The sequence below is a fragment of the Methylobacterium sp. C1 genome, assembly GCF_001854385.1.
GTDB classification, from domain to species: Bacteria; Pseudomonadota; Alphaproteobacteria; order Rhizobiales; family Beijerinckiaceae; genus Methylobacterium; species Methylobacterium radiotolerans.
Genome location: NZ_CP017640.1, coordinates 4,828,508 through 4,841,492, shown reverse-complemented (window position 1 = coordinate 4,841,492; position 12,985 = coordinate 4,828,508). Strand labels below are relative to the sequence as shown.

14 protein-coding genes are annotated in these 12,985 nt (G+C 73.7%); 7 read left to right on the top strand and 7 right to left on the bottom strand.

Going from position 1 to position 12,985, the window contains the following annotated elements; genetic code table 11:
- Nucleotides 1–8: 8 nt before the first annotated feature.
- Together hemJ and BKE41_RS22445 are read left to right on the top strand one after the other, a co-directional pair.
- Nucleotides 9–440 carry a protoporphyrinogen oxidase HemJ gene (gene hemJ, locus BKE41_RS22450; protein ID WP_012321218.1) on the top strand — a complete coding sequence of 144 codons (432 nt, stop codon included), beginning with the start codon at nucleotides 9–11 and terminating at the stop codon, nucleotides 438–440.
- Nucleotides 441–583: 143 nt separating this feature from the next.
- Nucleotides 584–937, top strand: a complete 354-nt coding sequence (locus BKE41_RS22445) for a lysozyme inhibitor LprI family protein (RefSeq protein WP_083374403.1) — start codon at nucleotides 584–586, stop codon at nucleotides 935–937.
- Nucleotides 938–971: 34 nt separating this feature from the next.
- Here BKE41_RS22445 and BKE41_RS22440 read toward each other — a convergent pair whose 3' ends face one another.
- From BKE41_RS22440 to BKE41_RS22410, 7 genes are all read right to left on the bottom strand, one after another.
- A complete protein-coding gene (locus BKE41_RS22440) occupies nucleotides 972–1,676 on the bottom strand; it encodes an amino acid racemase (RefSeq protein WP_063110122.1) in 705 nt (234 codons plus the stop codon).
- A 107-nt stretch (nucleotides 1,677–1,783) separates the two neighbouring features.
- Nucleotides 1,784–2,635 carry a LysR family transcriptional regulator gene (locus BKE41_RS22435; protein ID WP_071000133.1) on the bottom strand — a complete coding sequence of 284 codons (852 nt, stop codon included), beginning with the start codon at nucleotides 2,633–2,635 and terminating at the stop codon, nucleotides 1,784–1,786.
- Between the two features lie 12 nt (nucleotides 2,636–2,647).
- Nucleotides 2,648–3,640 (bottom strand): ATP phosphoribosyltransferase, encoded by a 993-nt coding sequence (gene hisG, locus BKE41_RS22430; RefSeq protein WP_071000132.1) that lies wholly within the window; start codon nucleotides 3,638–3,640, stop codon nucleotides 2,648–2,650.
- Nucleotides 3,637–4,779 carry an ATP phosphoribosyltransferase regulatory subunit gene (locus BKE41_RS22425; RefSeq protein WP_012321213.1) on the bottom strand — a complete coding sequence of 381 codons (1,143 nt, stop codon included), beginning with the start codon at nucleotides 4,777–4,779 and terminating at the stop codon, nucleotides 3,637–3,639. Before BKE41_RS22425 ends, hisG begins: the two co-directional genes overlap by 4 nt.
- A gap of 188 nt (nucleotides 4,780–4,967) precedes the next feature.
- Nucleotides 4,968–5,210, bottom strand: a complete 243-nt coding sequence (locus BKE41_RS22420; protein ID WP_012321212.1) for a hypothetical protein — start codon at nucleotides 5,208–5,210, stop codon at nucleotides 4,968–4,970.
- 104 nt (nucleotides 5,211–5,314) lie between these two features.
- The gene (hisS, locus tag BKE41_RS22415; RefSeq protein WP_012321211.1) at nucleotides 5,315–6,862 is read right to left on the bottom strand and encodes a histidine--tRNA ligase; all 1,548 of its coding nucleotides are present in this window, start codon (nucleotides 6,860–6,862) and stop codon (nucleotides 5,315–5,317) included.
- 345 nt (nucleotides 6,863–7,207) lie between these two features.
- Nucleotides 7,208–7,711, bottom strand: coding sequence for a DUF3429 domain-containing protein (locus BKE41_RS22410; RefSeq protein WP_012321210.1), 504 nt, complete (start codon nucleotides 7,709–7,711; stop codon nucleotides 7,208–7,210).
- A gap of 502 nt (nucleotides 7,712–8,213) precedes the next feature.
- On the opposite strand from BKE41_RS22410, the gene rho reads away from it, so the two are divergent.
- The 5 genes from rho to coaE all read left to right on the top strand — a co-directional run bounded on the left by rho (nucleotide 8,214) and on the right by coaE (nucleotide 12,965).
- Nucleotides 8,214–9,500, top strand: a complete 1,287-nt coding sequence (gene rho, locus BKE41_RS22405; protein WP_012321209.1) for a transcription termination factor Rho — start codon at nucleotides 8,214–8,216, stop codon at nucleotides 9,498–9,500.
- A gap of 360 nt (nucleotides 9,501–9,860) precedes the next feature.
- The gene (locus tag BKE41_RS22400) at nucleotides 9,861–10,472 is read left to right on the top strand and encodes a Maf family nucleotide pyrophosphatase (RefSeq protein ID WP_012321208.1); all 612 of its coding nucleotides are present in this window, start codon (nucleotides 9,861–9,863) and stop codon (nucleotides 10,470–10,472) included.
- Nucleotides 10,473–10,483: 11 nt separating this feature from the next.
- Complete coding sequence (locus BKE41_RS22395) at nucleotides 10,484–11,485, top strand: cation diffusion facilitator family transporter (protein ID WP_024828868.1); 1,002 nt, start codon at nucleotides 10,484–10,486, stop codon at nucleotides 11,483–11,485.
- On the top strand, nucleotides 11,482–12,330 hold the full coding sequence (locus tag BKE41_RS22390; protein ID WP_058606572.1) for a shikimate dehydrogenase: 849 nt from the start codon (nucleotides 11,482–11,484) through the stop codon (nucleotides 12,328–12,330). The genes BKE41_RS22395 and BKE41_RS22390 overlap by 4 nt, the downstream gene beginning before the upstream one ends.
- Nucleotides 12,327–12,965, top strand: a complete 639-nt coding sequence (gene coaE, locus BKE41_RS22385; RefSeq protein ID WP_012321205.1) for a dephospho-CoA kinase — start codon at nucleotides 12,327–12,329, stop codon at nucleotides 12,963–12,965. Before BKE41_RS22390 ends, coaE begins: the two co-directional genes overlap by 4 nt.
- Nucleotides 12,966–12,985 lie beyond the last annotated feature (20 nt).

Sequence of the window (12,985 nt, the reverse complement as noted above, 5' to 3'; positions counted from 1 at the left end):
TCGGGCGCGTGCTGTACGACTGGATCAAGGCCCTCCACGTCATCAGCCTGATCGCCTGGATGGCCGGGATGCTCTACCTGCCCCGGCTGTTCGTCTACCACGCGAGCCTGCCGCCCGGCGCGGAGGCGCAGTCGGCGACCTTCAAGGTCATGGAGCGCCGCCTGCTCAAGGCGATCATGAACCCCGCGATGATCGCCACCTGGGCGTTCGGGCTGGCGCTCGCCTGGATGAGCGGCTTCTACGCGAGCGTCTGGCTGCAGGCGAAGTTCGTGCTGGTGCTGGCGATGTCGGGCATCCACGGCTGGCTCGCCCGGATGGTCAAGGATTTCGCCGCCGACCGGAACACCCGCGGCCACAAGTTCTACCGGGTGCTCAACGAGGTGCCGACGCTGCTGATGATCGGCATCGTCATCCTGGCGATCGTCAAGCCGGGCCTCTGATCCCGGGATCCCGCCATCCTGTGATCCCGTGATCCCGGCCGGCGCCGCCCCAAGCGCCAACCCAGGCGCTTCCCGAAGAGACGCCCGATCATCGGCCGGCCGCGGCGGCCGGAGCCTTTCCGCCGCCGGCCCGTTGGGAGGCCATGTCGAAGCCCCTCATCCGCGCCCTCGCGCTGGCCGCCCTCGCCGCCCCGATCGCCGCAGCCCCCGCCCGGGCCGCGAGCTTCCCGTGCGACAAGGCCGAGGCCCCCGACGAGAAGGCGATCTGCGCGCATCTCCCCCTCAACGATCGGGATGTCGAGATGGCGACCCGGTTCGAGATCCTGAAGAGCGTGCTGCCGATGGGCGGCCAGGCCAAGCTGCGCGACGACCAGGAAGCGTGGCTCAAGGAGCGGCAGGCCTGCGGCGGCGACGTCGCCTGCCTCAAGTCCGCCTACGAGACCCGGCTCAAGGTCCTGCGCGGGGTGCTGGCGGAATTCGCCAAGCAGGGCCCGTGAGGGCGCCCGCTCCGATCCTCTCCAACCCCTTCGCTCAGGCCGCGCGCGGCAGCGCGGCGGCGTCGTCCCGGCAGGCCGCCACGCAGGCGCGCGCCAGCGCCTCGGTGGCGTCCACCAGCAAGCCCGACACGGGACTCCCGGCCAGCGCGATCGGGATCTCCGTGCAGGCCATCACCACCCGGCCGCACCCGGCTTCCGCCAGCGCCCGCGCCTGCGCCTCCAGGAGCGGCGTCGCCTCGGCCGCGCGGTTCGCCTTCACCAGGCGGATCGCCGCCGCGACGGCGGCCTGACCCTCCGGATCGGGCCCGAGGCAGGTGAGGCCGTGCCGCGCCAGCCGGTCCGGATAGAGCCCGGCCCGCAGGGTGCCGTCGGTCGCGAGCAGGCCGATCCGGCCGCCGGTTCCGGCTCCCGCCAGGGTCTCGGCCACGGCGTCGACGATGTGGAGGATCGGCAGGGCCGTCCCCGCCTGCAGCGCCGCGTGCCAGTGATGGGCCGTGTTGCAGGGGATCGCGATCCGGGTGGCGCCGCCGGCCTCGAGCCGCGCCAGGGCGGCGCGCATCGCCGGCAGCGGGTCCGGGCCGGCGCCCAGGATCGCGTCGGCACGGTCGGGGATGTCGACGGCCGAGCAGACCAGGGTCGGGATGTGGTCCTGGTCGCGCCCCGCGGGCGTCGCCCGCACGAGCTTGGCCAGGAAGTCCACCGTGGCCATCGGGCCCATCCCGCCGAGTACACCGAGCATCGCCGCCTCCGACCGTCGCGACGCCCTGATGGGCCGCGGCGGGGCGGGAATCCAATGCCGTGTCGGCACCGGCCATGCCGATCCGGCACCGGGGCGTGCGGCGGTTCCTAGGGTTCGGCCGCCAGGGCGGCGGCCGCGGCCCAGACCGCCTCGACCGCGCCGCCGCGGCCGGCCCGGCGGTACAGCCGGATCTCCAGCGCCGTGCCCGGCCCGGCCGCTACGAGGCTGCCGTCGGCGAGTTCGCGGGCGACGAGGCTCTCGGGCAGCCAGGCGCGGCCGTGGCCCGCGAGGACCATGAACTTCAGGGCCTCCGCCATGGCGTTCTCGTTGACGTGGGCGGCCGCCGCCCCGTCGCCGGCCAGCGCCGCGACCCGGCCCAGGAACGAGTCCCGGGGATAGCCGAGCCCGGGCCGGTCCGCGGCCGGCCCCGGCCGGTGCACGGGCACGAGGCTGTCCCGGCCGATGGCGAGGTGCGGGAAGGCGGCCGGGTCGAGGGGGATCGGCACCAGCGGATGGTGGTAGGTCAGCAGCAGGTCGTAGCCGCCCTCGGCCAGGGCCTGCACGCAGGCGTGGAAATCGTCCGGCAGCAGCCGGCTGCCGAGCGGCCCGGTGCGGGCCTCGACGTCCCGGAACCAGCGCGGGAAGACGGTCAGCGCCAGGGTGTGGAGCGCCGCCACCGACACGGTCCGGGGCGGCGGCCGGATCCGGGCCCGGAGCGCGTCGCGGCTGCCGTGGAGCCGCCGCACGGTCTCCTCGGCGGTCTCCAGGAACAGCCGGCCCTCCGGCGTCAGCGCGGTCGGGTAGGTGCTGCGGTCGACCAGCGCGACGCCGAGCCAGCCCTCCAGCGCCCGGATGCGGCGGCCGAAGGCCGGCTGGGTGACGTGGCGCTCGACCGCCGAGCGCGAGAAGCTGCCGGTGCGCGCGAGGCTCAGGAAGTCCTCGAGCCATTTCAGCTCCATCGCGCGGCGGTCTCAGAGCCGCGCCAGCAGCCGCTCCGCCAGCGGGTTCTCGGCCGCGAAGGCGTAGTCGACCCGCCGCACCGTCACGGCCCGCGCGCCGGCCTCGACCAGGGCGCCGGCCAGCTCGAACACCGCGGCCTCCTTGCAGCGCAGGACGATCTCGCCCTCCGGACCCTGCGGCGCGCCGTAGGGCAGCTCGGCCTCGTGCAGGCCGGCCAGGGTGGCGAGGTCGATCGTGCCGCTCTCCGGCAGGGCGGCGCGCACCTCCCGGGTGGTCCGGGCGCGCTCCTCGGCGGCGATGCGGCCGAGCACGGTGCGGAGCGCGGCCCGCTGGCCATCGCCCCAGGGGGCCTTGAGCGAGGCGACGAGGTTCGCCTCCGAGCGCAGGATGATGCCGTCGTCCAGCACCTTGAGGGCGTTGGCCGAGAGCGTCGCCCCCGTGGTGGTGATGTCGACCACGATCTCGGCCGAGCCCGCGGCCGGCGCCCCCTCGGTGGCGCCCAGGCTCTCGACGATCCGGTAATCGGCGACGCCCTTCTCGGCGAAGAACCGGCGGGTCAGGTTCACGTACTTGGTGGCGACGCGCAGGCGCCGGCCGTGACGGGTCCGCATGCCGGCCGCGACCTCGTCGAGGTCGGACATGTCGCGCACGTCGATCCAGGCCTGGGGCACCGCCACCACCACGGTGGCGTTGCCGAAGCCGAGCGGCGTCAGCAGCTCGACCTGGCCGCGCACGTCCGGCAGGGTCTCGCGGATCAGGTCCTCGCCGGTGACGCCGAGATGGGCGGCGCCGGAGGCGAGCTGCGCGGCGATCTCGGAGGCCGAGAGGTAGCGCACCTCGACGTCGGGCACGCCGATGAGCTTGCCCCGGTAGTCGCGGGCGCCGGCGCCCTGCGCGAGCTTGAGGCCCGCGCGGCCGAAGAACGCGCTGGCATTCTCCTGCAGGCGACCCTTGGACGGGACGGCGAGGATCAGCGGCATGGCGGCCGCGTCCGAGGCACTCATCGGCCGGCTCCCGCCACGCGCTCGATCCAGAAGGTGCAGCCGACCGCGGGCAGCGGCGCCGGGCTGCCGAGATGGCCGAGCAGGCCGTCGTAGCGGCCGCCGCCGACCAGGGTCGGGCCGTCCCGCTCGGTCACCTCGAAGATGAAGCCGGTGTAGTAGTCGAGGTTGCGGGCGAAGCCGCCCTGGAAGCGGAAGCGCTCGATCGGCAGGCCGCGGGCCGCGATGAAGCCGGTGCGCTCCTCGAACAGGTCGAGGGCGGCCGCGAGGGCGTCGTGCCGGATGCCCGCGTCGGCGACGAGCGCCCGCAGGTCGCGGGCGGCGGCGTCCGGGTGGCCGGCGATCGCCCGGTAGCGGTCGAGGAGCGCGCGGTTCTCGGCGTTGAGCCCGGCCCCGCCATGGGCCTGCGCGGCGGCCTTGGCGAGGAAGCGCTCGGCGATCTCGCCGGCGCTGCGCCCGCCCACCGCCGAGATCCCGGCGATGGCCAGCACGTCCTCCACGAAGGCGCGTACCCCGCGCGGGTCCTGGCCCTGGATCGCCGCCAGCAGGCCCGCGTGGGGATCCTCCGGACGGGTGCCCTCGGCGCCGTTGGTCACGGCGTCCAGCGAGCGCCCGGCGGCGAGCGCCCGGAGCGTCCGGCGCTTGGCGGCGGGCGGGACCGCGAGCCCGTCGAGGAGCGCCACGGTCAGGCCCATGTCGCCGAGCCGCACCGCCGGGTCGGTCCGGCCGAACAGCGCGAGACCCTCCAGGGCGAGGCCCAGCACCTCGGCGTCGGCCGCCGGCGTGTCGGTCCGCCCGATCGACTCGATGCCGGCCTGGAAGAACTCGTCGGGCTCGTCGGCGGCGAGCCGGAAGACCGGGCCGCAATAGCTGTAATCGGCCGCCTGCCCGTCGGCTTCCGCCCGGTGCAGGCGGCAGACCGGAATGGTGAACTCGGGCCGCAGGCACAGCTCGGCGCCGCCCGCGTCCTGGGTGACGAAGATCCGCCGGCGGATATCCTCGCCCGACAGTTCGAGGAACGGCTCCAGCGGTTGCAGCACCGGCGGCGTCACCGGCCGGTAGCCCGCCGCCGCCAGATGCGCGGAGAGCCGCGCGCGCGCCGCGTCCCCCGCCCCCGTCTCGCCCGCCTCCGGTCGTGTCATCGCGATCCACCTCGCGGGGCAATCCACCTCGCGGGCGCTCTGTAGCAACCGCGACCGGACTTGGCGACACTCGGCGCGGCGAGACGTGCCGCGGCGCCGCGCCGGCGCGCCGCGCAGGACTGCGCAGTCCCGCGCCGGGACCCGCTATCCGCTACGGAATCAAGGACGTGACCGGCCTCACAGCGGCCTCAGAGCGGCCGGAGGCTGCCGAGGCGCGCGCCGCGCGGGCGCCGGGCCGGCTTGCGGCGGGCGAGCACGGTCAGGGCGGGCGCCCCCGCGATCCCGGCGCTCAGGATCGGCGCGCTGCCGGTCCCGGGCGTGGCCTGCGCGACGGCGCTGGGCAGCCGGCCGAGGACCGGCCGCGCGGCCCAGACGGGTCCCGCGCCGGCGCAGATCAGGCCGGCCGACAGGACGAGGATCTTCGCGCGCATCCCGACATCTCCGCGGCACCGACCGACGACAACGCCGCCGGAGCCCCTGCGTTCGACGCGCGGTTCGGGGCGCGGTTCGAGGCGCGGTTCGAACCGCGCGTGTCTCAGATCTCGGTTGACGGAAAATGCCGGCTCAGCACGGCGCGGACCTGCGCCACCAAGTCGGCCTCGGGACACGAGACCTGCGCGGGCCGCGCCGCCTTCCACTCGGCGTTGCTGGCGATGGACTCGGCCGCCTGGGCGCCCGCGATCAGGTCCTTGATCTGGACCTCGCCGGCCAGGCGCTCGTTCGAGCCCTGGATCACCGCCACGGGCGCGCGGCGGCGGTCGGCGTACTTCATCTGCGCCTTCATGCCGGCGGCACCGAGGTAGAGCTCGGCCCGGATGCCGTCGGCGCGCAGGAGCGCGACGAGCCGCTGGTAATCGGCCATGTTCTCCCGGTCGAGGACCAGCACCACCACCGGCCCGGGGGCCTCGGCACCGGCGATCAGGGGGCTGCCCACGAGCTGGAGCGCCGAGAACAGCCGCGAGACGCCGATCGAGAAGCCGGTGGCCGGCACCGGCTCGGCCCGGAACCGCCCGACGAGGCCGTCGTAGCGCCCGCCGCCCGCGACCGAGCCGAAGCGCACGGTCTGGCCGTCCTCGTTGGTGACGGGAAACGTCAGCTCGGCCTCGTAGACCGGCCCGGTGTAGTATTCGAGCCCGCGCACCACGCTCGGATCGGCCCGGATCACGTCGTGGCCGTAGCCGGCGGCGGCGCAGAGGCGCATGATCGCGTGCAGCTCGGCGATGCCCTCCCGGCCGGTCTCCGAGTCGCCGACCGCGTCGTGCCAGCCGGCGAAGAACTTCTCCCAGAACGCCACCTTGTCGGCGCCGTCGCCGGCATCCGCCTGGAACGACACGTAGGCGAGGATCCGGCCGATCGCCGCCGCGTCGAGGCCCGCGCCCTTGGTGAAGTCGCCGCTCTCGTCCTTGCGGCCGGACCCGAGCAGGTCGCGCACCCCGTCGACGCCGAGCCGGTCGAGCTTGTCGATCGCCCGCAGCACGGTGAGGCGCTGGCCGGCCTTGTCGGGACCGGCGAGCCCGATCGCCTCCATGACGCCGTCGAGCACCTTCCGGTTGTTGACCTTGACCACGTACTGGCCGCCGAGCCCGAGCCGGTTCAGCGTGTCGGCCATCAGCATGCAGGTCTCGGCATCGGCCGCGACGCTGCCGGCGCCGACGATGTCGGCGTCGAACTGCATGAACTGGCGGAAGCGGCCCGGCCCCGGCTTCTCGTTGCGGAAGACGTAGCCGGCCCGGTAGCTCCGATAGGGCTTGGGCAGGGCGTCGTAGTTCTCGGCCACGAACCGGGCCAGTGGCGCCGTCAGGTCGTAGCGGAGCGACAGCCACGCCTCGTCGTCGTCCTGGAACGAGAACACGCCGGCGTTCGGGCGGTCGAGGTCGGGCAGGAACTTGCCCAGGGCCTCGGTGTACTCGACGAAGGGTGTCTCCAGGGCCTCGAACCCGTAGAGCTCGAAGCTCTTGCGGATCGTCTCCAGCATCCGGCCCTGCGCGGCGATCTCGCCGGCGCGGCGGTCGACGAAGCCGCGCGGCAGGCGGGGCTTCAGGGTGTCGGCCTTCTCGGCCTTCGGGGTGTCGGGCTTGGACATGGGTGCATTCGCTTCTCGCGGACCCGGAATCCGGGTCCCGCATCGAATCTTCGATCGTCTCCGGCGGGCGGAGATCCTGCGGCCGGGCTCTAGAGCATGCCGGGCGAAAGGGGAATTCGGTTTGCGGGCTCGCCCGGCACCCGACCATCCCGGGCAGGACGGCGCCGTCGCCCTCGCGAGCGGAGCCATCCAGGACCGCGCCGCGCCGGTCGAGGTCACGCGGCCCCGGCTCACCTCGCTGCGCCGGTGGCGACGTGTGGGGCGCGTCAGCCGACGCGTCGATGCGGGAGCCGTGTCGGACGCGCGCCGCGCACCGGACCGGGGCGCGGTTCGCTCGGCGAGAACTCAGTACGGCGCGGTCAGCTTGAGCCAGAGCAGGGCCGCGAGACTCACCACGGCGATCGGCATCTGCAGCGGGCGCAGGCGGGCATGCGACAGGGGCACCTCGCCGGCGCGCGCCGCGATCGGATCGAGGATCCCGATGGCGGCGTAGCCGAGGATCAGCATCGCGAGCGCCGGCACCGCCTTGCCCATCACCGCCGCGAACAGGCTGCCCAGCCCGAGGCCGTAGAGGACCAGCATGGTGACGATCTGCGACACCTGCGGCCCGCCCTCGGTCCGGAAGCTGACGCCGCGGCGCACGCCGGCCAGGAACAGCAGGATCGAGGCGGCGTAGAGCAGGGTGAACAGCGCCACGAGGTAGTCGAGGGGCTTGCCGTTCAGCCACCACGCCACGGCGGTGCCGACGGCGATCGGCAGCATCGGGCCGAAGCCGAAGACGATCTCGAGCCAGGGAATCCGGCGCGGCTCGTGCGTGGTGAGGGTGCGTCCGGTGGCGTCGTCGCGCATGGCGGTCTGGGGGAACTCTCGATTCGGCGGTCTGCTGCGCCGCAGCACCGGGACAGGGAACGGCCGCGCGTCGGCCCGGTTCCGAGAGACGGCCCGAGCTCGGCGCGACACGTCCTGTGTAGCGCCGGCACGGCCCTCCCGCGAGGCCCAGCCGGTCGCCCGGCCCGTCGCCGCGCCGTCGGGATCCCGGTCCACCACCCCGGGCCCTTGAGTGCGGGCGAAAAAGGCGTTATCTGTGTGGGGCCCTCATCACAAGGTCTGCGCCGCAGCGCGCCCGTGAGCCGCGAGGGTCCTGCCTCATCGGTTTCGCCAACCTGACCCCGGGCCCCTCGCCGCAGCGCGGCCCGCTCTCCGGTGCCCATCCCCCGGGCACCTGGCACTGAACCGGCCCTCCCACCTACTCCGTCGGTCTCAAGATACCCCCATGACGCCAAATCCCGACGCCCTCGCCGACGACATCGAGACCGCGGAGTCGGCCGATGTGTCCACCGATCGCCCCACCATGCCGGCCGCCCTCGAGGGCGTCCGCGAGGTCAAGCTCCAGGACCTCAAATCGAAGACGCCGACCGACCTGACGGCCTTCGCCGAGGAGGTCGAGGTCGAGAACGCCTCGACCATGCGCAAGCAGGAGCTGATGTTCGCCATCCTGAAGCAGCTCGCTGCCAAGGAGGTCGAGATCATCGGGTCGGGCACCGTCGAGGTGCTGCAGGACGGCTTCGGCTTCCTGCGCTCCTCCGACTCGAACTACCTGCCCGGCCCGGACGACATCTACATCTCGCCGACCCAGATCCGCCGCTTCGGCCTGCGGACCGGCGACACCGTCGAGGGCCCGATCCGCGGCCCCAAGGACGGCGAGCGCTACTTCGCGCTGCTCAAGGTCAACACGATCAACTTCGAGAACCCGGAGAAGATCAAGCACAAGGTCCACTTCGACAACCTGACGCCGCTCTTCCCGACGAAGCGGTTCAAGCTCGAGCTGGACAACCCGACCAAGAAGGACTTCTCGCCGCGGATCATCGACATCGTGGCGCCGATCGGCAAGGGCCAGCGCGCCCTGATCGTGGCGCCGCCGCGCACGGGTAAGACCGTGCTGATGCAGAACATCGCCCAGTCGATCACCCTCAACCACCCGGAGTGCTACCTGATCGTGCTGCTCATCGACGAGCGGCCCGAGGAGGTCACCGACATGCAGCGCTCGGTGAAGGGCGAGGTCATCGCCTCGACCTTCGACGAGCCGGCCACCCGCCACGTGCAGGTCGCCGAGATGGTGATCGAGAAGGCCAAGCGCCTCGTGGAGCACGGGCGCGACGTGGTGATCCTCTTGGACTCCATCACCCGCCTCGGCCGCGCCTACAACACCGTGGTGCCGTCCTCCGGCAAGGTGCTGACCGGCGGTGTCGACGCCAACGCCCTGCAGCGGCCCAAGCGCTTCTTCGGCGCGGCCCGCAACATCGAGGAGGGCGGCTCGCTCTCGATCATCGCCACGGCGCTGATCGACACCGGCTCGCGCATGGACGAGGTGATCTTCGAGGAGTTCAAGGGCACCGGCAACTCCGAGATCATCCTGGACCGCAAGGTCTCCGACAAGCGCATCTTCCCGGCGATCGACATCACCCGCTCGGGCACCCGCAAGGAGGAGCTGCTGGTCCCGCCGGACTCGCTCAAGAAGACCTACGTGCTGCGCCGCATCCTCAACCCGATGGGCGTCACCGACGCGATCGAGTTCCTGCTCGACAAGCTGCGCCAGACCAAGAGCAACAGCGACTTCTTCGACTCGATGAACACCTGAGGCCATCCCCGGTCGCGGGCATCACCGCCGTCCTCGCGAGCGGAGCGAAGCGATCCAGGCAGCGCCACGGTGGTGAGCCGCGCGCGGCCCCGGGTCACGTCGCTGCGCTCGCCATGACGACGCGGGCGGCCTCCGCCGCGCGGAACGCCGCGACGCCTGTCCCGCAGCGGCACGAAACGCGATTCCGGCCCGATCGGGCCGTTGACCTTCCCCTAACCGGTCCCTGCCAGGATCATCACCGGGCGCCAGGTTGCGTATCGGCGCCGCGACAGCCCCGCCGCCCGGTCGATCCCGGCGGCGGGGCTCGTCGCAGCCCAGCGCGCGTCTTGCACAGATCCCCGGATCCGTGACACTGGCGCGATGCCCCGCTCGCCCTGGACCGGTCCGCAACCGCTCCTCCTCGCCTCGACCAGCCCGACCCGGCGCCTCCTGCTGGAGAGCGCCGCCCTGCCGGTCGAGACCGCGTCGCCCGACGTCGACGAGCGCGCCCTGGAAGCGGCGCGCCCCGGCCTGTCCCCGCCCGACCTCGCCCTTGCGCTCGCGCGCGCCAAGGCCGAGGCGGTGGCGGCACGCTTCCCGGGGCGGATCGTGCTCGGCGCGGACCAAGTGCTCGATTGCGACGGCACGGTGTTCCACAAGCCGGCCGATGCCGAGGCCGCCCGGGCGCAGCTCGCCCGTCTGTCCGGCCGGACCCACGCCCTGCATTCCGCCGTGGCGCTGGCGGGGGCGGTCGCGGACGCCTTCGTGGAGACCGCCCGGCTGACCCTGCGCCCTCTCGATGAACGGGCGATCGCGGCCTATGTGGACTGCGCTGGCGCGGAGCGCGTGCGGTCGAGCGTCGGCGGCTACCAGCTCGAAGGGCCGGGGATCCACCTGTTCGAATCGGTGGCCGGGGACCACAGCACCGTGCTGGGCCTGCCGCTGCTGCCGCTCCTCGCGCGGCTCCGCGCCGCCGGCTACTTGGCCTTCTGAGGGAAAAGCTCTTGGCCGGACACGATCATTCGCACGGCGGCCACGGGCACGGGAGCCATGCCCACGGAAGTCATGCCCACGGGGGCCACGCCCATGGCGGCCTCGGCGGCCACGCGCACGCGCCGAAGGATTTCGGCACGGCCTTCGCCATCGGCATCGTGCTCAACACCGCCTTCGTGGTGATCGAGGCGGTCTACGGCTATCTCAGCAACTCGATGTCGCTGGTGGCCGATGCCGGCCACAACCTGTCGGACGTTCTGGGCCTCGCGGCCGCCTGGATCGCCGCGATCCTGGTGCGCCGCCGCGCGAGCGCGCGCTTCACCTACGGCTACCGCGGCTCCTCGATCCTGGCGGCCCTGTTCAACGCCGTGTTCCTGCTCATCGCCATGGGAGCGGTGATCTGGGAGGCGCTGGTCCGGCTGGTCCACCCGGAGCCCGTCGCGGGCACGACCGTGATGGTGGTGGCCGCGGTGGGGATCCTGGTCAACGGCCTCACCGCGTGGCTCTTCGCCAGCGGCGCCAAGGGCGACATCAACGTCCGCGGGGCGTTCCTCCACATGGTGGCCGACGCCGCCGTCTCGGCCGGGGTCGTGGTGGCGGGCCTCGTGATCCAGCTCACCGGCCTCGCCTGGCTCGACCCGGCGGTCAGCCTCGTCATCGCCGCCCTGGTGGTCTGGGCGACCTGGGGCCTGCTGCGCGACAGCGTGGCCATGTCCCTCGACGCCGTGCCGCCGGAGATCTCCCCGGACGCGGTGACCGGCTTCCTCCTCGAACGGCCGGGCGTCGCCGGCCTCCACGACCTGCATATCTGGCCCATGAGCACCACCAGCGTCGCCCTCACGGTCCATCTCGTGATGCAGGAGGGTCATCAGGCCCACCGCCTGCCCGGCAACGGCTTCCTCACCGACACCGCCGAGGGCCTGCGCGCCCGGTTCGGCATCGGCCACGCCACCCTCCAGGTCGAGGAGGCCGGCGGTCCGGCCTGCCGCCTCGCGCAGGATTGCGCGGCGTGAGCGTCGCGACCCCCCGCGCCTTCGTGGTCGGCCACCCGATCGCCCACTCGCGCTCGCCGCTGATCCACGGCCACTGGCTCGCCGTGCACGGGATCCCGGGCTCCTACGAGCGGCTCGACGTGCCGCCGGCGGCGTTCCCGGACTTCGTCCGGGGCCTGCCGGATTCGGGCTTCCGGGGCGGCAACGTCACGATCCCCCACAAGGAGGCGGCCTTCGCGCTGGCCGACACCCTGACGCCGCGGGCCCGGGCGATCGGCGCGGTCAACACCCTGGTGGTCGGGCCGGACGGCCGGATCCGCGGCGACAACACCGACGCGCCGGGCTTCTGCGCCCATCTCGACCACAGCCTGGGCGCGGCCTGGCCGGAACGCGCGGGTGGCACCGCCCTGGTGCTCGGCGCCGGCGGCGCGGCGCGGGCGGTCGTGGTCGGGCTCGCCGAGCGCGGCCTGCGGCGCGTCTGGGTCGCCAACCGCACCGCGGCCCGGGCCGAGGCGGTGGCGGCGCTCGCGCCGGGCGTCGGCGCGGCGCTCGCCTGGGACGACCTGCCGGCGGCGCTTCCCGGGACCGGCCTCCTCGTCAACACCACGTCCCTGGGCATGAAGGGCCAGCCGCCCCTCGCCGTCGACCTGTCGCCCCTGCCGGCGGACGCGGCCGTGGCCGACATCGTCTACGCGCCCCTGGAGACGGCGCTCCTGGCGGCGGCGCGCCGGCGGGGGCTCGCGGCCGTGGACGGGCTCGGCATGCTGCTGCACCAGGCGGTGCCGGGTTTCGAGGCGTGGTTCGGCCCGCGCCCCGCCGTCACCCCGGAGCTGCGCGACCGGATCGTGGCGGACCTCGCCGGATGATGCCGACGGCCGGATCCGGACCCGTCATCCTCGGGCTCACGGGCTCGATCGGCATGGGCAAGTCAGCCACGGCCCGGATGTTCGCGGAGCGCGGCGTCCCGGTCCACGACGCCGACGCCGCCGTCCACGCCCTCTACGGGCCGGGCGGCGCGGCCGCGGCGGCGATCGGCGCGGCCTTTCCCGGCGTGCTCGGCGCGGACGGCGGCGTCGACCGGGCGCGGCTGCGCGCCGCGGTGCTCGGTTCGCCGGACCGGATGGCGGCGCTGGAGGCCATCGTGCATCCCCTGGTCCGGGCGGCCAGCGCGGAATTCCTGGCGCGGCACGCGGCGGCGGCGCTGGTCGTCCTCGACGTCCCGCTCCTCTACGAGACCGGCGGCGAGGACCGCTGCGACGCGGTCGCGGTGGTGAGCGCCCCGCCCGAGATCCAGCGCGAACGGGTGCTCGCCCGACCCGGCATGACCGAGGCGGCCCTCGCGGCGATCCTCGCCAAGCAGATGCCCGACGCCGAGAAGCGCGCCCGGGCGGATTTCGTCATCGACACGGGCCGGGGTTTCCCCGCCGCCGAGGCCGAGGTGGCGCGGATCGTCGAGCGCCTGACAACGCCCCGTGCGAAGCCGCACGCCGGCAACGGATGACGCGCTGGGCGGATTGAATA